This window comes from Acinetobacter sp. S-1 (genome assembly GCF_059579785.1).
This window is the reverse complement of the sequence record NZ_CM184207.1, coordinates 2,955,721-2,979,880: the sequence shown is the minus strand read 5'-3', so window position 1 is coordinate 2,979,880 and position 24,160 is coordinate 2,955,721. Positions and strand designations below refer to the sequence as shown.

General features: G+C 40.3%; 23 protein-coding genes, 5 tRNA genes and 1 other RNA gene. 14 read left to right on the top strand and 15 right to left on the bottom strand.

Annotated elements, in window-relative coordinates; translation table 11 throughout:
• Positions 1-38: 38 nt before the first annotated feature.
• From panD to AC52J8_RS14275, 11 genes are all read right to left on the bottom strand, one after another.
• The gene (gene panD / locus AC52J8_RS14325; RefSeq protein WP_002120296.1) at positions 39-419 is read right to left on the bottom strand and encodes an aspartate 1-decarboxylase; all 381 of its coding nucleotides are present in this window, start codon (positions 417-419) and stop codon (positions 39-41) included.
• A gap of 131 nt (positions 420-550) precedes the next feature.
• Positions 551-1,132, bottom strand: a complete 582-nt coding sequence (pth, locus tag AC52J8_RS14320) for an aminoacyl-tRNA hydrolase (RefSeq protein ID WP_002120328.1) — start codon at positions 1,130-1,132, stop codon at positions 551-553.
• Positions 1,133-1,152: 20 nt separating this feature from the next.
• On the bottom strand, positions 1,153-1,449 hold the full coding sequence (rplY, locus tag AC52J8_RS14315) for a 50S ribosomal protein L25 (protein WP_002120443.1): 297 nt from the start codon (positions 1,447-1,449) through the stop codon (positions 1,153-1,155).
• Between the two features lie 96 nt (positions 1,450-1,545).
• On the bottom strand, positions 1,546-2,496 hold the full coding sequence (locus tag AC52J8_RS14310) for a ribose-phosphate pyrophosphokinase (protein WP_002120445.1): 951 nt from the start codon (positions 2,494-2,496) through the stop codon (positions 1,546-1,548).
• 36 nt (positions 2,497-2,532) lie between these two features.
• Positions 2,533-2,607: transfer RNA gene (locus tag AC52J8_RS14305), tRNA-Gln, on the bottom strand.
• A gap of 91 nt (positions 2,608-2,698) precedes the next feature.
• Positions 2,699-2,773: transfer RNA gene (locus AC52J8_RS14300), tRNA-Gln, on the bottom strand.
• Positions 2,774-2,793: 20 nt separating this feature from the next.
• Positions 2,794-2,868, bottom strand: a tRNA-Gln gene (locus AC52J8_RS14295).
• Positions 2,869-2,894: 26 nt separating this feature from the next.
• A tRNA-Gln gene (locus AC52J8_RS14290) sits at positions 2,895-2,969 on the bottom strand.
• Entirely contained in the window at positions 2,968-3,801 is an 834-nt protein-coding gene (gene ispE / locus AC52J8_RS14285) for a 4-(cytidine 5'-diphospho)-2-C-methyl-D-erythritol kinase (protein ID WP_086399093.1), read from the bottom strand. Before ispE ends, AC52J8_RS14290 begins: the two co-directional genes overlap by 2 nt.
• A gap of 18 nt (positions 3,802-3,819) precedes the next feature.
• Positions 3,820-4,398 carry a lipoprotein insertase outer membrane protein LolB gene (gene lolB / locus AC52J8_RS14280; protein WP_005070955.1) on the bottom strand — a complete coding sequence of 193 codons (579 nt, stop codon included), beginning with the start codon at positions 4,396-4,398 and terminating at the stop codon, positions 3,820-3,822.
• Between the two features lie 4 nt (positions 4,399-4,402).
• On the bottom strand, positions 4,403-6,112 hold the full coding sequence (locus tag AC52J8_RS14275; RefSeq protein WP_025468422.1) for a tetratricopeptide repeat protein: 1,710 nt from the start codon (positions 6,110-6,112) through the stop codon (positions 4,403-4,405).
• A gap of 88 nt (positions 6,113-6,200) precedes the next feature.
• Here AC52J8_RS14275 and hemA point away from each other — a divergent pair, with 88 nt between their 5' ends.
• Positions 6,201-7,484, top strand: a complete 1,284-nt coding sequence (gene hemA, locus AC52J8_RS14270) for a glutamyl-tRNA reductase (protein ID WP_032004255.1) — start codon at positions 6,201-6,203, stop codon at positions 7,482-7,484.
• Here hemA and AC52J8_RS14265 read toward each other — a convergent pair.
• Together AC52J8_RS14265 and AC52J8_RS14260 are read right to left on the bottom strand one after the other, a co-directional pair.
• Positions 7,481-9,349 carry a DNA primase gene (locus AC52J8_RS14265; RefSeq protein WP_002120311.1) on the bottom strand — a complete coding sequence of 623 codons (1,869 nt, stop codon included), beginning with the start codon at positions 9,347-9,349 and terminating at the stop codon, positions 7,481-7,483. The genes hemA and AC52J8_RS14265 overlap by 4 nt on opposite strands.
• A 157-nt stretch (positions 9,350-9,506) precedes the next feature.
• Positions 9,507-10,670, bottom strand: coding sequence for an outer membrane protein assembly factor BamD (locus tag AC52J8_RS14260; RefSeq protein ID WP_086399094.1), 1,164 nt, complete (start codon positions 10,668-10,670; stop codon positions 9,507-9,509).
• A gap of 71 nt (positions 10,671-10,741) precedes the next feature.
• Between AC52J8_RS14260 and rluD the strand changes: the two genes are divergently transcribed.
• The 3 genes from rluD (at position 10,742) to AC52J8_RS14245 (ending at position 13,283) form a co-directional block, all read left to right on the top strand.
• The gene (gene rluD / locus AC52J8_RS14255) at positions 10,742-11,794 is read left to right on the top strand and encodes a 23S rRNA pseudouridine(1911/1915/1917) synthase RluD (RefSeq protein ID WP_005075271.1); all 1,053 of its coding nucleotides are present in this window, start codon (positions 10,742-10,744) and stop codon (positions 11,792-11,794) included.
• Between the two features lie 10 nt (positions 11,795-11,804).
• Complete coding sequence (gene pgeF / locus AC52J8_RS14250; RefSeq protein WP_005070942.1) at positions 11,805-12,542, top strand: peptidoglycan editing factor PgeF; 738 nt, start codon at positions 11,805-11,807, stop codon at positions 12,540-12,542.
• 189 nt (positions 12,543-12,731) lie between these two features.
• On the top strand, positions 12,732-13,283 hold the full coding sequence (locus AC52J8_RS14245; RefSeq protein ID WP_032004250.1) for a flavodoxin family protein: 552 nt from the start codon (positions 12,732-12,734) through the stop codon (positions 13,281-13,283).
• A gap of 48 nt (positions 13,284-13,331) precedes the next feature.
• On the opposite strand, the gene smpB is transcribed toward AC52J8_RS14245, so the two are convergent.
• Positions 13,332-13,808: an SsrA-binding protein SmpB gene (gene smpB, locus AC52J8_RS14240; RefSeq protein ID WP_002120348.1), complete on the bottom strand. Its 477-nt coding sequence runs from the start codon at positions 13,806-13,808 to the stop codon at positions 13,332-13,334.
• 134 nt (positions 13,809-13,942) lie between these two features.
• On the opposite strand from smpB, the gene coaD reads away from it, so the two are divergent.
• The 5 genes from coaD to AC52J8_RS14215 all read left to right on the top strand — a co-directional run bounded on the left by coaD (position 13,943) and on the right by AC52J8_RS14215 (position 16,556).
• Complete coding sequence (gene coaD / locus AC52J8_RS14235; RefSeq protein ID WP_005070938.1) at positions 13,943-14,434, top strand: pantetheine-phosphate adenylyltransferase; 492 nt, start codon at positions 13,943-13,945, stop codon at positions 14,432-14,434.
• 1 nt (position 14,435) lies between these two features.
• Positions 14,436-14,699 carry a YfhL family 4Fe-4S dicluster ferredoxin gene (locus AC52J8_RS14230; RefSeq protein WP_005070936.1) on the top strand — a complete coding sequence of 88 codons (264 nt, stop codon included), beginning with the start codon at positions 14,436-14,438 and terminating at the stop codon, positions 14,697-14,699.
• A gap of 27 nt (positions 14,700-14,726) precedes the next feature.
• Positions 14,727-15,082, top strand: an RNA gene (gene rnpB, locus AC52J8_RS14225) — RNase P RNA component class A.
• Positions 15,083-15,146: 64 nt separating this feature from the next.
• Positions 15,147-15,223, top strand: a tRNA-Met gene (locus tag AC52J8_RS14220).
• 148 nt (positions 15,224-15,371) lie between these two features.
• Entirely contained in the window at positions 15,372-16,556 is a 1,185-nt protein-coding gene (locus AC52J8_RS14215; protein WP_017399807.1) for a porin, read from the top strand.
• A gap of 52 nt (positions 16,557-16,608) precedes the next feature.
• On the opposite strand, the gene AC52J8_RS14210 is transcribed toward AC52J8_RS14215, so the two are convergent.
• Positions 16,609-17,589: a LysR family transcriptional regulator gene (locus tag AC52J8_RS14210; RefSeq protein ID WP_086399095.1), complete on the bottom strand. Its 981-nt coding sequence runs from the start codon at positions 17,587-17,589 to the stop codon at positions 16,609-16,611.
• Between the two features lie 103 nt (positions 17,590-17,692).
• Here AC52J8_RS14210 and AC52J8_RS14205 point away from each other — a divergent pair, with 103 nt between their 5' ends.
• From AC52J8_RS14205 to AC52J8_RS14185, 5 genes are all read left to right on the top strand, one after another.
• Positions 17,693-18,805, top strand: a complete 1,113-nt coding sequence (locus AC52J8_RS14205) for a tartrate dehydrogenase (protein WP_086399096.1) — start codon at positions 17,693-17,695, stop codon at positions 18,803-18,805.
• A 20-nt stretch (positions 18,806-18,825) separates the two neighbouring features.
• Positions 18,826-20,478 carry a BCCT family carnitine transporter gene (locus tag AC52J8_RS14200; RefSeq protein WP_080749776.1) on the top strand — a complete coding sequence of 551 codons (1,653 nt, stop codon included), beginning with the start codon at positions 18,826-18,828 and terminating at the stop codon, positions 20,476-20,478.
• An 11-nt stretch (positions 20,479-20,489) separates the two neighbouring features.
• Positions 20,490-21,464: an alpha/beta hydrolase gene (locus AC52J8_RS14195; protein WP_044099498.1), complete on the top strand. Its 975-nt coding sequence runs from the start codon at positions 20,490-20,492 to the stop codon at positions 21,462-21,464.
• A gap of 42 nt (positions 21,465-21,506) precedes the next feature.
• A complete protein-coding gene (gene cntA, locus AC52J8_RS14190; protein ID WP_086399097.1) occupies positions 21,507-22,622 on the top strand; it encodes a carnitine monooxygenase subunit alpha in 1,116 nt (371 codons plus the stop codon).
• A 63-nt stretch (positions 22,623-22,685) separates the two neighbouring features.
• Positions 22,686-24,137 carry an NAD-dependent succinate-semialdehyde dehydrogenase gene (locus AC52J8_RS14185; protein WP_086399098.1) on the top strand — a complete coding sequence of 484 codons (1,452 nt, stop codon included), beginning with the start codon at positions 22,686-22,688 and terminating at the stop codon, positions 24,135-24,137.
• Positions 24,138-24,160: the final 23 nt, after the last annotated feature.

The following is a 24,160-nucleotide window of genomic DNA, read 5'->3' as shown; positions in this document are numbered from 1 at the left end:
AGAGCCCGTCAATGCGGGCTTTTTATTCTTAAAATAAATTAGGCAACTTGAACAGGAATGCAATTCGCTGTGTGGTTGACTGTATTATTTGGATTAGCATATACCAAACGTGGTTTATGAATATTTGCTTCAGCTTCAGTAAAATCACCAAATGTAGCAATAATTACTAAATCGCCAACGTCTGCTTGATGTGCAGCACCGCCGTTTACTGAAATAATTCCAGAGTTATCTTCACCACGAATCGCATAAGTTGTGAAGCGTTTGCCATTGGTTACATTCCAAACATGAATTTCTTCATATTCACGAATACCAGCTAAGTCCATCAATACGCCATCAATTGCACAAGAACCTTCATAGTGAAGTTCAGCATGGGTTACAACTGCACGGTGAATTTTGCATTTTAATAAACGAGATAGCATGGCTAGCGTCTCCTGAGTAGACCTAAGATGTAGATCTTATGGTGAAATCTTTAGCTTTTGCGGTTGGCAAAGTGGCTGATGCGCATTTTGCTCCTAAAAAAGCAAGATAGCAAGCATGATTGTTCAACAATTTAAGTGGGTTTATATGCATTAATTTGATTCATGGCCTGTGGAACTTGTCCTTGAACAAGTAGCTTCACTTTAGAAAGGGCATGATCAATTGCTGCATCCATCAGACTTTGTTCACTACTTGGTGCTTTTCCAAGTACGTGACCTGAAACTTTCTCTTTCGAGCCAGGATGTCCGATACCAATACGTAAACGGTGAAAATTTGGACCAATATGAGGGACAATGTCACGTAAACCGTTATGACCACCGTGTCCACCGCCTGTTTTAAGACGAATTACACCTGGGTTCATATCAAGTTCATCATGAGCAATCAAAATTGCTTCGGGAGCAATTTGATAAAATTTTGCAAATGGAACTACACTTTGTCCAGAACGGTTCATAAATGTAGTGGGTAGAAGTAGACGGACATCGTGTCCTTCTATATTACCACGTCCACTGATTCCGTGAAATTTTGGATCATTTTTTAATGTAATGCCATATTTGTCTGCAAGCTGTTCAATGAACCAAAAACCTGCATTATGGCGGGTTTGGGCATATTCTGAACCAGGATTGCCCAAACCAACAATTAGCGAAATATTTGACACTAATCTACGCCTTTAAACACTTATGCGCGTTTGAAGTCAGCGTGCATAGGAGTGTTTTTAGATGGGTGACGTTGTAACGCTTGGATTTTAACGTTTTCAACTTTGTCGCCCACTTTGATTTCTACAACTTCTTCAAAGAAAGCATTGCTTTCTAAAGCTTTTACAAGCTCACGAAGTTCTAAAGTAACAGTTACAGGCTCAGCGTTGCCACCATAAATGATAGCTGGAATTAAAGCTTCGCGACGAAGGCGGCGGCTCGCACCTTTCCCTTGTTTGTCTTCAGCACGCGCTTGAGCGTTTAATACGAAGTTTGCCATGAGTAAATCCTCATTAAAGTTTAAAAGACTAAACTTGCGACCAGTTTAGTGATAGAAAACCCCAGCCAAGGCTAGGGTTTATAAAAAGCTGCAATATTATAAACTATCGAACATTGCACTGATAGACTCTTCGTTATTAATACGACGAATCGTTTCAGCAACCATGCTAGCAACAGAAACCTGACGGATCTTGCCTAAGGTCAATGCTTCTTCAGAAAGAGGAATGGTATCAGTTACAACCAGTTCATCAATAACTGAATTACGTAAGTTTTCAATAGCCTTACCTGATAGTACAGGGTGAGTTGCGTATGCAACTACACGACGTGCACCAAATTGCTTAAGCGCATCAGCTGCTTTACACAATGTACCAGCAGTATCGACCATATCGTCTACGATAACGCAATCACGATCTTTTACGTCACCAATTAAGTGCATAACTTGCGACTCGTTGGCTTTTTGACGACGTTTATCAATAATTGCTAAATCGATGTCACCCATCTGTTTGGCAACAGCACGAGCACGTACTACACCACCAACGTCAGGAGAAACCACCATAAGGTTGTCATGTTGTTGTTGACGTAAGTCAGCAAGCAAAGCAGGAGTACCGTAGATGTTGTCGACTGGAATATCGAAGAAACCTTGAATTTGGTCAGCATGTAAGTCGATCATCACGACACGGTCAATACCAACAGTGGTAAGCATGTCTGCGACAACTTTAGCTGTAATCGGCACACGTGCAGAACGTGGACGACGGTCTTGGCGAGCATAACCAAAATAAGGGATAACAGCGGTAATACGACCAGCACTTGCACGACGCAAAGCATCTGCCATAACCAAGATTTCCATAAGGTTATCATTGGTAGGGGCACAAGTAGGCTGAACGATAAATACGTCTTTACCACGAACATTTTCAGTAATTTCTACTGAAATTTCTCCATCAGAAAAGTGACCGACTGATGCAGCACCTAAAGGGATATGTAAGTGACTTACGACTTTTTGAGCGAACTGTGGATGAGCATTTCCACTAAAAACGACAAGATTGGGCATGAAGCACCCTTGGCGGTTGGTATGTAATGAAATAGATGGCAGGGGCGGCTGGATTCGAACCAACGGATGCCGAGATCAAAACCCGGTGCCTTACCACTTGGCGACGCCCCTAATGCGGCAGAACTTTAATATTTTTGCAATGCAATGTCAAGATTAATCAACAAAAAGCATAGCAATTAAGTCTGTCTTTAAAATAAGAGAATGGCAGGGGCGGCTGGATTCGAACCAACGGATGCCGAGATCAAAACCCGGTGCCTTACCACTTGGCGACGCCCCTAAATTCGATGATATATATGATGGCAGGGGCGGCTGGATTCGAACCAACGGATGCCGAGATCAAAACCCGGTGCCTTACCACTTGGCGACGCCCCTAATATAATCATCATTACAGGTGAGGTTGGCAGGGGCGGCTGGATTCGAACCAACGGATGCCGAGATCAAAACCCGGTGCCTTACCACTTGGCGACGCCCCTAACGTGTAACCTTAAAATGATTAAGAGGAGATTCTTTTAAACTATTTACCAAGTAAGATTTACATGGTGAATGCTTAAGAATTTCATCAATATTCATTTCATTCGTTACTTCAATAAAAACACAAGCACCTGTACCTGTAAGCTTTGCTTGACCAAATTGATCTAAATATTGCATTGCTTCTTCTACTTCAGGGTATAACTGCCGAGCCAGTAGCTCAAAGTTATTTCCAAAATTAGAAGGTTCTAACTGATAGGCGCAAAATTTAGTGGTCTTAGAGTCTCTTGTCAATGTTTTTTGTGAAAAAAGCAATTGAGTGCTGATAAAACAATCAGGTTTTAAAATAATGAACTGTTTTTGATCTAAGTCTATGAATGATAAATGTTCACCGATACCTTCAGCCCATGCATTTTTACCATAAATAAAAATTGGAACATCAGCACCGAGCTTAACACCGTAGTCCGCAAGTTGTTCTTGCTCTAGGCCACATTCCCATAATTGATTTAACACAATAAGCGTGGTGGCGGCATTAGATGAACCGCCGCCTAGACCCGCACCCATTGGAATATTTTTTTCAATTTTGATGTGCAAGCCACAAAGTTTTTTTGCATGTGGTTTTAGTATTTGGGCTGCTCGATAAATCAAGTTTTCTTCAGGTCGAACTTCATTCAATCCATCAATTTCGATTTCTTCGCCCAAAGTCGGTGTAAATATCATCCAATCATATAAATCAATCAGTTGGAAAATGGTTTGTAGCTCATGGTAACCATTTTCACGTCGGCCTGTAATATGTAAAAACAGGTTGAGCTTAGCAGGGGAAGGAACTCGAATCATAGATTTATATAATTAGATTTAACGGTTTTGGATGACCATTGTAATACGGTTTTCTTTATCTTCAGCAAGAGCTTGCTTTAAAACCAGTTTGTTCGGCAAAGTTTGTTCACCATCGTAACTGAAATTAACCGTCCAGCCATCTTCAATGAGTTGGCTCACTCGATTTGCAGCGTCTTTCGTAATTTGAGCATTTAGCGTTGCTGGTTTTGCTAAAATCCAGCTTGTTAAGTGTGTAATTGGTGCTTGCCAACCCGTTGCACGTTCTAAAAGTTCTTCTGGAGAGGCTGCGCTAATAAGTCCTGTTTTAGAACTGTTTAAAGTTACTTCGCCCGGTTTACCCTGAATTTGGGTTTTTCCAACGCCTAAAATACCGCTTAATTCGATATCAAAATTATCTTGCTGTTGAAGCCAAGTAAAAAAAGCACTACCAGTTTGCTGTGGTGTACGAACCCCAATCTTACCTTGCAAATTAAAGTGTTTTTCGTCTTGAACTTGTTGGGTAACCGCAGGTTTTGGTTGAGTAAAATGCTGACAACCGGTTAGAAATAATACACTTGATCCACAGATCGCTGTGCACAGTTGGGCAAATTTGCTCATATATTTAACTCTTTTTTGCAGATGTAGGTAAAATTAACGCATCAAGCTGTTGTAATTGTGGATCATTGGCATGTTTTTGTTTCAGTTGTTGTAACACTGCGCTAAATTGCGTGAGTGACCCTTGCATATACAAAGCTTTAGCATAACGAATGCCAATATTTATATTATGGCTAAGTTCATACGCTTTGCCTAAGGCTTCCGCCGCAGCTTCATAATCGTTCTGTAAAAATGCAATATAACCTAGCGTATCAAGAATTGAGGCCTGTTCAGGCGCATATTCTAATGCTTGCTCTGCATACTGACGTGCTTCTTTTAAACGACGGTTTTGCAGTGCCAGTGTATAAGCATATGCATTTAGATACGTTGGGCTGTTGGGCTCAAGTTGTAATAATTGTTTTAATGTTTTGTCCAGCTTGTCACGGTCCGTATATGGATCAAGTAATAAAACTTCCGCGTAAATTAGTTCTGGGTCGTCGGGTAGGTTTTTAATTGCTTCATCTAATAGATTTAGTGCAGCTTTTTTATTGCCCATTTTCTTTAAGATTTCAGCTTGGGCTTGATATAAGAAACTTGCATGTTGAGGATAATTTACTCGTTCTTGAGTAAGGAACCGTAAAGCATCGTGTAAATTTTCTTGTTTATCATATATTGCGATCAAGTTTCGTCTAGATACCACATATAAACTGCCATCAACTAAACGATAGTATGCTTTTGCAGTTTCATAATGCTGTTTACGCTCCGCATTAATAGCTAAGTAGTAATACGCTTCATTTTGATATTTTGCCGAGTTTCGTAGGTCAACAAGATATTGTTCTGCTTTGTCATATTGCTTTAAATCAATACTCGTTAAGCCTGCAATAAATAAGGCTTCTTCAGCTTTAGGGTTGGTTTCTATAATCTTTTCAAGTTTTTCTAACGCAAGCTGAGATTGGTTAATTTGTATGAGATAGCGGATTTCAGCTAATCGAATATCTAAATTTTTCTTATTTTTACGACTCGACTTTGCATACCATTTAAGCGCACCTTCTTGATCGCTGAGAGCAATAAGTAAGTTTGCTTTCATTAAAATAAAGCTCGTTACTTTAGGACGTCGACGTAATGCTTTGTTAATGTTGGTTAGCGCAGTTTGTAATTGGCCATTTTGAGCCTCTAAATTGGCGATGAGTGCCAAAATAGAAGGATTGTCTTTTTCTGCGCTAGAACGTAAAGCTGTTAATAGTACTTCTCGATCTTGCGCATTTTCTGGAGCAATGCTGGCTAAAATTTGTTCTAAATCAGCAGTGGGATCTATCTTTAAGATTTTATCTAATGTCTCAGCAGCAAGCTGATATTCGTGCGTTTTTAAAGCAATGTGTGACAAATAAAATAAAGCTGGTACATCTTTAGGCTCTTGAGCTACCCAATGAGTAGCAATATTTAACGCAGCTTGTAAATCATTATATTCAAGTGCAACGTCTAAAGCTCTCTGCTTAATTGATGTAGAGTTGCTTTTAATTGCGAGCACTGTGTAATTATGCAAAGCGTTTGGAATATCGTCATAAGCTAGAGCAAATTCAGCGACCATCGTTTGCTCTAGTGCCTGATCAAATGAATGCACGGCATAGGTCTCTTGCACAGGACGTGCATAGACATACGAGGACATGCTACCTAACAACAAGAATGTGGTAGAATACTGTCTTATCGAAGCACCGTTAAAATTAATACGGCTATTCATTTGACGCAATTTTTATTGATCCAAAGTAATGCTTTTTATGACACCGATGTTGCACAATAGCATAAATTTAGCGAAATGATGATCTGATATGTCTTTCTTTGCATTGGGTGTCAACCATCAAACAGCTTCTGTAGAACTCCGCGAACAAATTGCTTTCAATGCAGAGCGATTAAGTCGTTTGCTTGCCGAACAACGCCATCACCAAAGCCTAAAGGATTTGGTGGTCGTCTCGACCTGTAACCGTACAGAAGTTTATGCCATGGCTGAAAACGCCGAAAGCCTTCTAAAATGGTTAGCCGATGCCAATAATATTGATGTAAAGCAGTTAATTCATCATGTTTATCGTTACGAGAACACGCAGGCAATTACACATTTAATGCGAGTAGCGAGTGGTCTAGACTCTCTTATGCTAGGTGAGCCACAAATTTTAGGGCAGGTCAAAAGCGCTTTGGCATTGTCTAAAGAAGCGCAAACGGTCTCTCCTGAATTAAATAGTGTTTTTGAATACGCTTTCTATGCAGCTAAACGGGTACGTTCCGAAACAGCGGTAGGTAGTCATGCTGTTTCAATGGGTTATGCAGTTGCACAACTGGCCTTACAGGTTTTTAGTAAGCCTGAAAAGCTTACTGTTATGGTGGTTGCTGCGGGTGAAATGAATAGCTTGGTGGCTAAACATTTGGCTGAAATGGGTGTCGCGAAGATTATTATTTGTAATCGTAGCCGTGAGCGTGCTGACCAGCTGGCTCAGGAGATTGCACATCAGGTTGAAGTTGAAATCATTGAGTTTTCAGCATTAGCAGAGAATTTATATCGTGCTGATGTCGTGTCGAGCTGTACTGGAAGTTTATATCAAGTTATTGCTTATTCTGATGTTAAGGCTGCATTAAAAAAACGCCGCTACCAACAAATGTTAATGGTTGATTTAGCGGTACCACGTGATATAGATCCTAAAGTTGAAGCACTTGATGGGGTCTATTTATATGGTGTCGATGATTTACAAAGTGTGATTGATGAAAACCTTGCTCAACGTCGTCAGGCGGCTGTTGAAGCAGAGGTCATGGTTAATCAATTAGCTACTCAGCTTATTACGCATCAAAAGGTTAAAGAGGCGGGTAGTACAATTCATGCTTACCGCCAGCACAGTGAAGAGATTAGTCAACAAGAGCTTACACATGCGTTAGAAGCTTTGCATCATGGTGAGAATGCCGAACAGGTGTTACAGCAATTTGCTCATCGTTTGACGCAAAAACTTATGCATCCCACATCTATCTTGTTACGTGAAGCTGCTAAAGCAGAAAATCCTGATTATTTTGAATGGTTACAACAGCATTTACAGGATGTATTTGATCATGAGCGTAAGCCAAAACATTAAGACAACAACTTTAAGCTAATTTGTTTTGTTAACTCATTGAGCTGTTGTCTTAGATTTCTTGATTCAATTAAAGAAATCGGTGATTTCAGCTTCTGACGTAAATATCTTTCTTGCAAACTTAATGAATATTCTTTAGCTAACTTATCAGCTACTTCAGGTGCCTGTGTTAGTGCTTGAATATTGGTTCTTTGCATAATATCGGCGATTTCATGACAGTAACTACTACACGCACCAAGCACATAATAAGTTGCCAGCTCTTGATCATCCGGTAAATCATCAAAAATACGGTTTAAGATTGCCAGTACTTTGGCCAATAATTCATCTTGCTGTATATAAGCCCGTAATCCTTCGAAATGAATATAAAGAAAAGGATGATGCATCAAAATTGCAATCGCAAAGTCTTCATCTTTTGTATGAATATTAAATGAGAGTGAAGCATCGTGACTGATTTGTGGGGTAAAACGTTTACCAAGTCCGAGTTTCTCACGGAAAGATTGAGTAAGTAAGTAACGGAAAGAACCTTGTTTTGGTAATAACTCGGTGAGTTCCCGGAGTTCTCCCATAACCAAACTTTTCCCTTCAGGTGTACTGATATCGTGTTGACCTGTTAAGTGCGCAAACACGAAATCGGACAGAAGAGGGGCTTGTTGTAATAGTTTTTGGAAATTTTCGAGTCCTTCTCGACGGATGAGAGAGTCGGGGTCGTGATCATTGGGTAGAACAAAAAATTTAAGTTCACGACCATCATTAAGAAGTGGTAAAGCAATTTCTAAAGTTCTACGTGCAGCTTTTTGACCGGCTGCATCGCCATCAAAAGCAATCGTAATACGACTATTTTGTTTAAATAAAATATTAAGATGTTCAGTATTACTTGCAGTCCCTAACGTCGCTACAGCTCCAGTAATGCCATATTGCTGAAGCGCAATGACATCCATATAGCCTTCAACCATTAACCAATCGCTAGATTTAAGCTTTCTACCTTCATAAAGTCCATAAAGTAGCTGATTTTTATGAAAGACTTCTGAGTCTGGCGAGTTAATGTACTTAGGTTTAATTTCGTCATTTAAGGCACGCCCACCAAAACCAACCACTCGGCCTTTAGGGTCGCGAATTGGGAAAATGACGCGGTCACGTAACAAATCAAAATCACGCCCATTATCACTTGAGCGGATAAGTCCGAGTTGTTTTAAGCCGTCAATATCATAAGGAAAAGCTTTTTCTAGGTGTTGCCAGTCTTCTGGAGCATAGCCTAAGCGCCAAAACTGAATCGTCTGATTGGTTAGTCCACGCTGTTTAAAGTAATTTTTGGCTTTTTGACTATGAGGTAATTGTTGTTCATAGAACTGAGCAACATTTTCCAGTAAGTCATATAAATTACCTTCTTGAACTGGTTCATCAAAGCTAAACGGCTGTTCGAACTGAGCAAAAGGGTCATCAAAAAATACGGGTTCAAGTGTGTTGTAGCTTTCATCTGATGGCTGCTGTGAAGTTACAGGCTCAGCCGTATTTGTTTTAGTAACAGGTGGCTTTGTAACCTGACGGGTATAAGACAGTTTTTTATTTTCAGTATTATCTTTGGGTAATTCAATTCCAGTACTACTCGATAATTCTTTCATTACCTCAATAAAGTTTCGGTTATCAATATCCATAAGAAAACGGATTGCATTTCCGTTAGCCTGACAACCAAAGCAGTGATAATACTGCTTGTCACGGTAGACATGGAATGATGGCGTTTTTTCTTGATGAAAAGGGCAACAGCCGGAATATGTACGTCCGGTTTTTTTCAATTTCACACGCTGACCAATCAGATCGACAATATCTGTGCGATCTAGAATTTGATCAATCGTATGTTGTGGAATTGCCATAATTCAGATAACCGTATTAAAACTTGATGAGACAGTGAGTCAGAATATTCTGACATGATGAATCGAGATATGCCCAATAAATATTTTAATATTTTATAAAAACAAACAGGCAAGTGATATCACTTGCCTGTTTGTTGATGTTTTTTAAAGCTTAAACTTATTGAGCAGCGTCATCTGCATCTTGTGTTGCCTCATCTGATTGAACATCAGTTGAAGCTTCAGTAGAGCTTACAGCTGGTGCAACAGTTGTATTTTCTGCTGCTTGTGGCTCAGGTTTGTCTAATAAACCGAAGCTTAAACGGTTTGTCCAACTACGTTCAGACTTAGGAGCTTCAACAGGTGTTTGTTCTGGTGCTTCAGTTTCTTCTTTATCTGAATTACCAATTAAACCAAAACTAACACGGTTGAGGAAACCATGTTTTGGAGCTTCTGCTTCAGTTGTGCTCTCTGGCGTTGCAGCAGTCGATTCACGACCGAAAATACCTAAAGTTGCACGGTTGATCCAGTTGCCTTCTTTACGAGCAGCACGCATGTTAACTGTGCCGTCTTTTTTCACAAGGCTTGGATAATTAAGTTTTAAAACTTCAATATATTGTTGCGAAGTAGCTTTATCACCTAACTTGTCATAGCTATATGCCAAAGTGGCTAAAGCTTCTGGAATTTGAGGTGTTTGTGGATAGTGTTCAATCACCCATTGCGAACGTTCTGCAGCTGCGATCCAAGCTTTACGTTTAACGTTGAAGCGGGCAGCAGTCATTTCATTTTCGGCAAGTTCTTGCCCAATGAATTTCATACGCTGAGCAGCATCGACAGAATATTGGCTACTTGGGAAACGACGAATTAAATCAACAAAGTTTTGATACGCAACTTTTAAATAACTCACATCACGATGTGACTGTTGCAAAGAGGTATAACGCATCAAACTGTCGTAGTTTTGCTCCATATTGGCAACAGCACGAACATAATAAGCATAATCCACATTTGGATGTTGAGGATTTAAACGAATAAAACGTTCTGCTAAGGCAATGGCGCCTTCATAATCTTTTTGTTTAAATTTCGAATATAGAAGTTCAAGTTGTGCTTGTTGAGCGTATTGTCCAGTCGGATAATAAGTATCGATTGCCTCTAAAGACTTGGTCGCATCAAGATATTGACCACGGTCAAGCGACTTTTGGGCCTTTTCGAAGTAAGCTTGTTCACTAGATTGAGGGCCAGTATCGACCACTTCTTTTTTACTTGGATTGCTGCTACAGCCCACAAATGCAGACGCTACGCCTAAAGATAAGGCAAGCATCGTAATTTTATAACGTGGTAGCGACATAAAAACTCCTCTGTTATGTTGGGCAATGAGCTACAATTGCGCTATTAAACCACTTTTATCTCAATGATCAAATGACTTCAGCACAATCTTCAAACACAAACTTCTCTGAAACCGACTTCAATTTACTTGAAGATTCTGAGGATGCAGATAACCATACTTCTGATACAACTGCAACACGTTTATCGTTGCAAGTTCAGCTAGATGAAACCTATCTGGGACAACGTATCGATCAGGTAGCAGCCTTGGTATGGAGCGAGTTTTCACGTGAAAAGCTCAAGCAATGGTTGAAAGATGGCCATCTGTTGGTGAATGGTAACATTGTCAAGCCTAAACACCGTTGTGAAGGAACTGAGCTGCTTACGCTCGAAGTAGAGCTCGAAGCTCAGACGACGAGTCAACCTGAAAATATTCCACTTAATATTGTCTATGAAGACGATGATATTTTAGTCATTAATAAGCCAGTAGGCATGGTGGTACATCCAGGAGCAGGCAATAGTTCTGGAACTTTAGTGAATGCTTTGCTTTACCATTTCCCCAAATTGGCCGAACTTTCGCGTGCTGGTTTAGTACACCGTATTGATAAAGATACCAGCGGTTTACTGGTTGTCGCTAAAAGCCTAGAAGCTCAATTTTCTTTAAGTAAACAGTTGGCAAATAAAACGGTTTACCGTGTATATGATTTGGTTGTTTATGGAAATATTATTGCTGGCGGTACGATTGATGAACCAATCAAACGCCACCCAGTTGACCGTGTGAAAATGGCAATTTTACCGGGTGGACGAGATGCAGTAACTCACTACAATGTAAAAGAACGCTTTAAAGATTTTACTCGTGTACAAGCTCGTCTTGAAACAGGACGAACACATCAGATCCGTGTACATTTTAGTTACATTGGTTATGGCTTGATTGGCGATCAGGTTTATATGAACCGTGTACGTGTGCCAGCTGGTGCATCTGAGTTGCTCATTGAAACTTTACGTGGTTTTAAACGTCAGGCATTGCACGCAGCGAAATTGGGCTTGAAACACCCTCGTACTGGTGAAGAAATGCTGTTTGAAGCGCCGTGGCCTGAAGATTTTACACATTTAGTGAATGTGTTGCGTTCAGAAAACGCTGCATATTAAGGACGTGCATATGGAATTTGTTCAAGGTTTACCTCAAGGCGTATTTGTAGGGCAGACACGTGTTCAACATCCTTTGGCATTACCAACGGATCAACTTGAATTATCTGGCTTTAATTTGGCTTTACATGTCAAAGATGAGGCACAACGTGTTCAACAGCATCGAATGATATTGTTAGATGAGTTTGCGAAATTTGGTGTTAAAAAAATGACATGGATGACCCAAACGCATAGTACGATTTGCCATACTGTAAATGAACAAATTCCCTTTAAAGCTTTAATTGGCGATGGTTTGGTCACCCAAACAAAAGGTCATGCTTTAATGATGATGACGGCTGATTGCTTACCAGTCGTGTTGGGAAATGCCGAAGGCAGTGAAGTTGCTAATTTGCATGCGGGTTGGCGTGGTTTAGCAGGTGGCATTATTGAAAATACAGTAGCCGCTATGCAGAATCCTCCAACTTGGGCATGGTTAGGAGCTGCAATCAGCCAACCTTGTTTTGAAATTGGGGCCGAAGTAAAAACTGCTTTTTGTGATAAATATCCAGAGTTGGAAACAGCTTTTGTTGAGGGCGTGGCTCCAAATAAATTTCATGCAGACTTATATGCCATTGCACGCTTTATTTTGCAAAGTCTAGGTGTGCAACAAGTCTTAGGTGGAGATCAATGTTCTTATCAACAGGGTGATGAGTATTTTTCTTATCGTCGTGATGCGAAGACAGGACGTATGGCTACGTTTGTTTTTATGTAAGTTTTGATAACTTCCTTAAATGACTCTCTTATTTTATATTTATTAAAAATAGGAGAGTTTTTTATTTAATTTGAAAATATTTCTATAGTTCGCGGTAGTGAAAACCTTATATTTCATATTTATAGATGAAGGTTTAGCAAGCGTTAATAAAATGATAAAATAGAAAAAATCGCTCAAAATTTTAATCTTATGTCTTTGCCTGAAAAACATCTCTCTATTGTCTACCACAGTCCATATGGTCATACCGCGAAGGTAGCTTCCGCTATTGCTGCTGGGGCAGAGGTGATGGGTGTAAAAGTACATTTAATGAATATTGAACATATTGATTGGGATGCACTTGATGCATCGCACGGTATTATTTTTGGTTCGCCTACCTATATGGGGAGTATGACCGCTGACTTTAAAAAGTTTATGGACAGTACTTCTAAACGTTGGAAAGAGCGTTTGTGGCAAGGAAAGCTTGCAGCTGGATTTGCAAACTCAGGTGGTCTAAGCGGCGATAAATTGGCTGTATTACAACAATTAAATATTTTTGCGATGCAACATGGCATGCTTTGGTCAGGTTTACCTTTAATGACGACTGGGCATAGTGAAAAAGATTTAAACCGATTATCGAGTTGTTTAGGTTTAATGACACAGTCAGATAATGCACCTGTTGAAATTACTCCTCCAAAAGGTGATTTAGATACAGCTAAATGGTTTGGCGAATATATTGCTGGACTCTTATATAGATTAAATTAATAAATTCCGCGATATAAAAAAGCCTCTAAAAAGAGGCTTTTTATTTAATTACTTATGAAATATACGAGCTTTATCACGCTGCCAATCGCGATCTTTTTCAGTCGCACGTTTGTCGTGAAGTTGTTTACCTTTCACAAGCGCGATTTCAAGTTTAACCAAGTGACCTTTCCAATAACATGCCAAAGGAACACATGAGTAACCTTTTTGGTTAACTGAACCTGTTAGCTTTTCTAGTTCTCGGCGTGATAATAATAATTTACGTGTACGTGTAGCTTCAGGTACTACATGAGTAGATGCTGAAAGGAGCGGTTGAATTTGTGCACCAAATAAAAACGCTTCACCATTCTTAAAAATGACATAACTTTCTGTCAAACTCATGCGACCAGCACGTAAAGACTTTACTTCCCAGCCGAGTAAAGACATACCAGCTTCAAATTTTTCTTCGATAAAATAATCATGGCGGGCACGTTTGTTTTGTGCGATGGTTCCGCCATTATGTTTTTTCACTACTGTCGCTTTCGCCATAATTCAAACTTCCACAATTGCCCCTATTGTGCCGTAAACTGATGCTAAGGTGAAGTTTTTCCTGCACGTCAATATTTCGCCTGATGTATAACTTTTGCTAAAATAGGTTCACAATACAATTAGAGTACTAGCGGATGTCTAAAACGCGTGTAATTTATCCTGGAACATTTGACCCCATCACGAATGGACACGTTGATTTAGTTACTAGAGCATCAAGAATGTTTGATGAGGTTGTAGTAGCAATTGCAATTGGACATCATAAAAACCCTTTGTTCAGTCTAGAAGAGAGAGTTGAACTGGCCCAAACATCACTCAGCCATTTATCAAATGTTGAATTTGTAGGCTTTGATGGTTTACTAGTTAATTTTTTCAAAGAACAAAAGGCAACAGCAGTACTTCGTGGTTTAAGAGCAGTTTCTGATTTTGAATATGAATTTCAACTTGCCAATATGAACCGTCAACTTGACCCACATTTTGAAGCAGTATTTTTAACACCATCTGAGCAGTATTCATTTATTTCTTCGACATTGATTCGAGAAATTGCTCGTTTAAAAGGGGATGTAACCAAGTTTGTTCCGCAAGCTGTGGTTGAGGCCTTTGAACGTAAACATCAACAAGGTTGGTAAAGTGTCGTTATATATCACCGATGAATGCATAAACTGTGATGTTTGTGAACCAGTTTGCCCAAATGAAGCTATTTTCATGGGTGAAGTGATTTATGAAATTCATCCAGATTTATGCACTGAATGCGTTGGTCATCATGACCAGCCGCAATGTCAGTTATTTTGTCCAGTGGACTGTATTCCTAAAGATCCGCAGCATGTGGAAACGGAAGATGAGCTATTCGACAAATATAAAAAATTAATTGCTCAAAAAAGCACAAGCAATTAGTAAATAAATTTGTTAATATGCGCCCCTGAAGTGAGCTGGATGGTCGCTGCTGTGGAGGTCTTCGTGACTGAAGCAGGGGAGGAAAGTCCGGGCTTCATAGGGCAGGGTGCCAGGTAACGCCTGGGCGGTGAAAGCCGACGGAAAGTGCAGCAGAGAGTAGACCGCCTCATTCGTGAGGTAAGGGTGAAAGGGTGCGGTAAGAGCGCACCGCGTGTCTGGTAACAGTTCACGGCATGGTAAACCCCACCAGAAGCAAGACCAAATAGGAATCCTGAGGTACGGCCCGTACTGGATTCGGGTAGGTCGCTTGAGCGTATGAGTGATTGTACGCCTAGAGGAATGACCATCCTCGACAGAACCCGGCTTATAGGCTCACTTCACCTCATTTTATTTAAAATTTTTCTTGACGTGCGTTAAAGAAGTTAAGATAATGCGCGCACAGTTTTCGGCTATGTAGCTCAGTTGGTTAGAGCACCGCACTCATAATGCGGGGGTCACAAGTTCAAGTCTCGTCATAGCCACCATTTTATAGACCACGCTCCTGCGTGGTCTTTTTTTATGCTCATTTTTTGATTAAACACAGTTTGTAAAGACCGACTTTATAGTTATGGCATTGTTTGTCTAGATCAATTTCTTCATGTTCTTATAACACTTAACAAGGATGTTGAAGACATGAAAAGGTCATTATTATTTTTAGGAATTTTAAGTTTAACGGCGGGAGTAGAGGCTTCTGCGGCTGATTTAAGTTGGGGAGATCCAACTTTGGATTCGGGACAGTTTAAAGTTTCTGGCGCAGTACGTTCTCGTTATTTGCATAAAGATTATGTGGTTGATGCAAATGAAGGTTCTCAAAATGATGACTGGCGATTAACTGATATTAAATTAGTGCTAGGTTATGAAAATCCAGATTGGATTGCAGGTGCGGATGCCCGTTGTTATCAATATGATCGCTTATGTGATGCGATTTTTCTAAAAAAAGCTTGGGTAGGTTATAAATTATCTGATCAGCAGAGAATCACGGCAGGTTTGCAACCCGTTGATTTTGGCTTTGGTGAATTTTGGGGAAGTAGTTATTACGAAACGCTTTTAAATACAGTCGGTTTAGAAGACATCGATAATCTAGGGATTAAATATAAATTTGCAGATGATAAATATAATTTGACCTTAGGTTTCTATCCAACTGATGGAGGAAACTATAAGGGAACGTCAAAAGACTCAAGTAGATACAGCGGTAATTTCGTTGAAGCTGATGACTTGACGGTAGGAACCAACATTAAAGAAAAAAATATGTGGATTGCGCGGGCCTCTAGAAAATTTGAGCTTGATAAAGCTCAAAAATTTTCGACCGAGTTAGGTGGTTCAGTTTGGTACTCTGATTTAGAAAATAAAAGAACAGACGAAGATGGACACCGCAAGTCATGGAATGTATTTGCTCAAACACAATATCAAGCATGGCAATGGATGTTCTTAGCGGGCAAGCAAGATGTCACGAATGGCGACGATTTATTCCCTAATAGTTCAACGATTGGTGCGTTCGACTATCCATATCAAGTTGCTAATAAAGGCAAATATCTGGTCAATGAAATCAACTATACCTTTGCTCAGCCATTTCACAAACTTGAAAATATTAAACCTTATATTTCTCATAGCCGCTTCTTTAAAGATGAAAATGGTTATAAAGACTCTGAACGCTTAATTGCAGGGGTTTATTTTAATTACAAAGCCATTGGTATTCAGGGTGAATACATTATGAGTAAAAATGATCCAATGGTTGGTGGTGGGGCTGATGGCCTTGCACAAGGTAGCAGTAATGATTGGGATAAATTATTTTATCTTTCAATTGGATATTATTTTTAAAATTTAAAAGCGATTTATTGCCCTAAGTGAATACACTTCACTTAGGGCTTTTTTATAGAAAGACTTTTTCAGGTGGTGGATCTCGTTTGACGGCTGGTGAAATGAGTTGTCCACGACTTAGGTTTTGTACATGCTGTAAACGATTGAGCAATTCGTTTTGAATAAACAAAATGCAGGTTTGTAATTTAGATGAGCTTTTGAGTCGTGATGGATAAACTGCCCAAACATCTGCATCTTGCCAATATTCGGGCAAAATGTGTTGAAGTTGACCTGTAATTAATTCATCTGCAACATCCCAAATTGATCGGAAAATAATCCCGTGGCCTTCTATGGCAAGTTGATGAATAATTTCGCCGTTATTCGAAACAAAACGTGGTTTGATATGCACTGAGACATCTTCAGAAGCATGCCTAAATTTCCATAACACAGATGATTGATCGCGTTCACTAATTGTCAAACAATCATGTGTTTGCAAATCCTCAATGCTGTCTGGTACATCGTGTTTAAGTAAATAACTCGGTGAAGCGCACAAAATTCGAAAGTTAGACGCCAGCTTCTTCGCAATCATATTCGGTGCGATTTCATTACCAATTCTAATGTCCAAATCAATACTGTGTTGAATCAGGTCTTTGGTATTGTCGATGGTGTCAAAATGAATTTGGAGCTTTGGATAAAGCATCATTAATTTAGACAGAATTGGTGCAATATGCTTTCTGCCAAAACCAAAGCTACTAATAATATCCATACGACCTGTAGGCGTACTGAGCGGGTTATTGACCAGCTCACAAACTTCATCAAATTCTTCAAGAATATTTGAAACTCTCTCAAGGATGAGTTTGCCATCTTCCGTTAGGCTGACATGACGCGTGCTGCGATGAAAGAGTTTGCAGCTTAATGTGTTTTCTAAAATATTAATTCGCTTGCTAATAAAAGCTGGCGATGTCCCAAGTTCCTCAGCAGATTCGACAAAACTTTTTAGTTTGGCGACTGTGCAAAAAACCTTTAAATCCGATAGGTTAGGTAGATTGTTCACGATCCGTGTCCATTGGAATGATAGTTCTGTTGTTGATCATTTTTGCTTAAAACATCATGTTTAAGCCATACAAGGATATTAGGCGAAGGTGTGAAGGAAGCTTATGGCAAAAAGATATAAAGTTGCCACGATTGCAGGCGATGGCATTGGTTTAGAAGTTCTACCAGAAGGCATTAAGGTTGTAAAGGCAGCGGCAGAGAAGCATGGCATTGAGCTTCAGTTAGATGCTTTCGATTGGGCAAGCTGCGATTACTACCTTGAGCACAGCAAAATGATGCCAGATGACTGGTTTGAAACTTTGCAGGGCTACGATGCAATTTATTTTGGCGCTGTAGGCTGGCCAGATAAAGTGCCGGACCATATTTCGCTTTGGGGTTCGCTGCTCCAGTTCCGTCGTGGTTTTGACCAATATGTGAATTTACGTCCAGTGCGCTTAATGCCGGGTGTTAAATGTCCCTTAGTAGGCAAAAAACCGGGTGATATCGACTTCTACGTGGTCCGTGAAAACAGTGAAGGTGAGTATTCAGCCATTGGTGGTAAGGCTTTTGAAGGAACAGATCGAGAGTTTGTTTTACAAGAAGCTGTATTTACACGTCATGGTGTAGATCGCATTTTGCGTTATGCATTTGAGTTTGCAAATCAGCGTGACGCGAAAAAAATTACAGCAGCGACCAAGTCTAATGGTATTGCGGTCAGCATGCCCTATTGGGATGAACGTGTGGATGCGATGGCAAAACAATATCCACAAATTCAGGCCGATAAACAGCACGTTGATATTTTAGCAGCTCGTTTTGTTTTACAACCTGAACGCTTTGATGTGGTTGTTGCATCGAATTTATTTGGCGACATTCTTTCCGATTTAGGCCCTGCATGTACAGGAACTATTGGTTTGGCTGCTTCGGCAAATTTAAACCCAGAAAGAAAATTCCCATCATTGTTTGAACCTGTACATGGTTCGGCACCAGATATTTACGGTAAACAAATTGCCAATCCAATCGCTGCGATTTGGTCAGGTGCAATGATGTTCGAATTCTTTGGCGAAGAAGACGAACGTTGCATTCAAGCAGGTCAGGACATTATGCAGGCGATTGAGAATGTATTAATTAATGGGCCAAAGACAGCCGATATCGGCGGTCAGGCAAAAACTTATGAGGTAGGAGATGCAATTGCATCGTGTGTAGCCCAAATTAAAATGGACGTGTTCGCTATGGAATAACGCCATCCAAAAATGGATGTATGGATATGGATAATCAAAACACAAAAATTTATACGGATAAAGTTCTTGCCGTAACCAGTTTACTGTTTGTATTTATTTCAGTTGCTGGTTTGGCGATTTATTCGCAAGAGTCGATCAAGATCGCTGCAACATGGATGCAGTGGACGACATCGGTATTTACCACCCCAGTATTACTGTTTGCTTTTTTAGCCATTATTTTTACTTTTGGTCTAGCTTTTAGTAAATACGGCAAAATTAAACTCGGTGAAGGAAAGCCTCAATACACCACGATGTCATGGATATTTATGTTCATTTTGTCAGGTATTGGGTCTTCTACACTGTACTGGGGCTTTTTGGACTGGGCTTACTATTATCAAACACCTGGTTTGAGCTTACCGCCTGAGTCAGCAGAAGCATTGAAATATAGCGTGGCTTACTCGTTTTTTCACTCAGGTTTAAGTGCATGGGCAATTTATGCTTTGGCATCAATTTCTTTGTGCTACAGCTACCATGTGAGAAAAAACAAAGGTTTAAGTTTAGCTTCAGTGATTGAGGCTGTGACAGGCTTTAAATCAACTGGTGTGGTTGGTCGTTTAGTCGACTTAATGTTCTTGCTTTGTATGTTTGGCGCATTGACGATTTCATTGGTACTCACTGCTGTGACATTTACCAATATTTTGTCTCAGCTCACAGGTATCCCAAATACTTTTATGACTAAGGTCATCATTATTTTGGGTGTTTCGGTTCTGTTTGCACTTAGTTCGTATGTAGGTATGGATAAAGGCATGCAACGTTTAAGTCACATGGTGTGTTTAGGCGTGGTGTTATTTGCGATTTATGTACTGTGCTTTGGTCCAACTCAATTCATTTTGAATAACTCATTAATGAGTTTCGGGTTAATGGCAACCAACTTTGTTGATATGAGTCTGTTTACCGACCCAATGGGCGATGGCAAGTTTACTCGTGAATGGACTGTTTTCTACTGGTTATGGTGGATTTCATATGCACCGGGTGTGGCACTCTTTGTAACGCGTGTTTCTAAAGGCCGTACTATTAAAGAAGTGATCTTTGCCATGGTGATTGGCGGCAGTGTTGGTCTTTGGTTTATCTTTGGTGTGTTTGAAAACTACAGCGTTTATAGCTTTATTCATGGGGCTGTAAATGTACCGCAAATCTTAAGCCAACAGGGTGGTGAGGTTGCAATTGGTCAATTGCTCAGCCTATTACCTGCTGGAAAGCTGATGATGTGGATTTTCCTCGGCATTATGGTGGTGTTCTTGGCAGCACATATGGATGCGGTTGGGTATGCGGTTTCAGCAACATGTACACGCGGTTTAAGTGAAGGGCAAGATCCATCGCCAAATGCCCGTCTGTTCTGGTGTGTCATGCTGACTTTGGTTCCGATTGCCATGATCTTTAGTAAGGCACCTTTAGACACAATGAAAACAGCAACTATTGTGACGGCTTTACCATTCATTGTGATTATTCTGATTCAGACCTATGGCTTAGTGAAATGGTTGATTCAGGATTATGCCAAAGTCCCATCACATTTAATTGAGCAACAAGGTTATGATGATGCGGAAATTGGTTTAAACCAGACTCAAGATGAACATGCAAAACGGATGCAGCTTGAGCTTGCAAGCTCAATCAAACTGGACAGAAAAACCAGCTAGAGGGAACAGTAATGACTACATGTGAACAGACTACCTATGCCTTAAGTGAAGAAATGCAAAGCCTTGTGTATTGGAGCAGCATTTATTCACCAGCAGATGCAGATATTGACTCAGTCCGCGCGGCATATGACGCGATGTGTCGACACTACACTTTGCCTCGTGATGGCAAGATCGAAGTAGAAGATAGAGTTGTTGCAAATGCAGAGCATTCAGTGCCTGTTCGCATCTATTCACCAAAAACTAAACGACCTGAAGCTGGTTGGCCATGTGTATTGTATTTACATGGTGGCGGTTGGATGGTGGGTGGCCTCGATTCACATGAGTTTATTACCAGTTATTTATGTCAGGACTTAAATGCAGTTGTCATTGGTGTGGATTACCGCATGGCACCAGAGCATCGCTTTCCAGCAGCTTTTGAAGATTGTTTAGCAGTTTATCAATGGCTTAAACAGCATGGTTCTGATTGGCAGATTGATAGCGGAAATATCGTTCTAGCAGGCGATAGCGCAGGCGGTAACTTAGCAGCAGCTCTTGCAGTGCATCTACAGCATAGTGGTTTACAAGCTCAAGGTCTGGCTTTGGTTTATCCGTGTTTAACTACAGCACTTGATACACCAGCCGCACAAAAGCATGCCCATGCGTCGTTACTCACAACGGAAGATATGCATTTTTATTTAAAGGAATATGCACCGAATTCACATGAGTGGCAGGATTTACGTCTAGCACCTTTATTGGCAACTGATTTTTCAGATATGCCTATGAGTTTTGTAGCCGTTGCAGAGTATGACCCTTTAAGTGATGACGGTTATTTCCTTACCCAAAAATTGGAACAAGCAGGTATCCCTAACGAGTTCCATTTAGGCAAAGGTTTATTACATGGCAGTTTACGTCTCATGCGTGATTGCCCTGAAGTTCAACAGTTATATCAAAACATGCTTGGTGCAATACGCCGCATGTTTGGCAGAGTCGAAAAGACATCAATTTAATATCGAGTCATTTGGACGAAAAGAATTTAATGGAGTAATAACATGAGTGCAGTTGAAAAATTACCTGAAGATTTTTGCGCAAACCCAGATGTTGCATGGACTTTCCCTAAAGTTTTCTATACTTCATCGCAAGTATTTGAGCATGAGAAAGAAGCAATCTTTGCTAAAAGCTGGATTTGTGTTGCACATGGCAGTGAATTGGCACAACCGAACGACTATATTACCCGTAAAGTAATTGGTGAAAATATTGTCATCATTCGTGGTAAAGATAGTGTTTTACGTGCGTTTTATAATGTGTGTCCACATCGTGGTCACGAGCTTTTAAGTGGCAGTGGTAAAGCAAAAAATGTAATTACTTGCCCATATCATGCTTGGACTTTTAAGCTAGATGGTAGCTTAGCTTTGGCACGTAACTGTGACCACGTTAAATCTTTCGATAAAGAAAATTCAAGCATGGTACCTTTAAAAGTTGAAGAATATGCAGGCTTTGTTTTCATTAATATGGATGAAAATGCGACTTGTGTAGAAGACCAACTTCCGGAATTTGCTGAGCGTTTAAATCAAGCATGTAGCGTAATTAAAGATTTGAAACTGGCAGCACGTTTTGTGACAGAAACTCCAGCAAACTGGAAAGTGATTGTTGATAACTATCTAGAGTGCTATCACTGTGGACCAGCGCATCCTGGTTTTGCTGACTCCGTACAAGTTGATAAATATTGGCATACCACACATCAGAACTGGACATTGCAATATGGCTTTGCTCGCTCATCTGAGAAGTCATTTAAGCTTGATCCATCAGTAACAGATCCTGAATTTCACGGTTTCTGGACTTGGCCTTGCACGATGTTCAATGTACCACCGGGCAGCAATTTCATGACTGTGATCTATGAGTTCCCAGTAGATGCAGAAACGACTTTGCAGCATTACGATATTTACTTCACGAACGAAGAACTCACTCAAGATCAGAAAGACTTAATTGAGTGGTATCGCAATGTATTCCGTCCTGAAGATTTGAACTTGGTAGAAAGTGTACAACGTGGTTTGAAATCACGTGGTTATCGAGGCCAAGGCCGTATTATGACTGATAAGCAACGTTCAGGAATTAGTGAACATGGTATTGCTTACTTCCAACATTTAGTGGCGCAGCATCACAAATAAAACAAATGGATTTATTCAGGTGTAAAGATAACTTACACCTGACTCTTCAATTAGGAAGATAATATGTCGAGTTTACAAAGTACTGGATTATTTCAGCAACAAGCCTATATTAACGGACAATGGTTAGCTGCACAGTCGAATGCGGCGGTTCCGGTAACTAACCCTGCAACAGGCGAAGAAATTGGCACAATTCCAAATATGGGAGCGGCTGAGGCGACTCAAGCAGTTGAGGCTGCTTATACGGCTTTAAAAAGTTGGAAAGCTTTAACTGCCCAAAACCGTGCAGATATTTTATTGGCTTGGTACAAACTGGTTCTCGATCATACCGATGAACTTGCTTTAATCATGACTATTGAGCAGGGAAAACCTTTGGCAGAAGCGAAAGGTGAGGTACGTTATGCTGCATCATTTATTCAATGGTTTGCCGAAGAAGGCAAGCGTATTTATGGCGATGTGATTCCAACCGTCAATAATCAGCAGCGTTTTATTATTAGTAAAGAACCTGTGGGTGTTGTGGCTGCTATTACGCCGTGGAATTTCCCAATTGCTATGATTACGCGTAAAGCAGCACCAGCTTTAGCAGCTGGATGTACGATAGTGATTAAGCCAGCAAATGAAACACCTTACTGTGCTTTAGCGATTGCGAAACTTGCCGAAAAAGCAGGTATTCCAGCTGGTGTAATTAATGTTGTTACCGGTAAATCTCAAGAAATTGGTTCTGTATTTACTTCGCATGAAAAAGTGAAGAAATTGACCTTTACTGGCTCAACGCCAGTGGGCCGTTTATTGATGCAGCAGTGTTCAAGCACCATTAAAAAATTGGCGCTTGAGTTAGGCGGAAATGCTCCTCTGATTGTTTTTGATGATGCCGATTTAGATAAAGCTGTACAAGGTGCGATTTTTGCAAAGTTCCGTAATGCGGGCCAGACCTGTGTTTGTGCTAACCGCATTTATGTCCACGACAATATTTATCAAGCTTTTGCCGAGAAGTTTGTACAAGAAGTACAAAAGTTTAAAGTCGGTAATGGACTTGAAGATGGCGTGCAAATTGGTCCATTAATTAATGAAAAAGCAGTTTTGAAAGCACAACAGTTGATTGATGATGCAGTGAGCAAAGGCGCTAAAATTGCTTGCGGCGGCAAACAGCATGCTTTAGGGCAAACCTTTTATGAACCATCAGTTTTAACTAACGTTGACCGGACCATGGAAATTGTCCAAGAAGAAATTTTTGGTCCAGTTGCGCCGCTCATTCGCTTTACAGATGAAGCAGATGTGGTTGCTCAAGCAAATGACACTATCTTCGGTTTGGCTGCGTATGTTTATAGCGAAAATATTTCACGTTTATGGCGAGTGTCAGAACAGCTTGAATATGGAATGGTCGGCATGAATGCCACAGCAATTTCAAATGAAGTTGTACCATTTGGTGGTGTAAAGCAATCAGGTGTGGGGCGCGAAGGCTCAAAGTATGGTCTTGAAGAGTTTATGACCATTAAATACATGTGTTTAGGGCTTTAAGGATAAGCCCTAACGACAAGAAT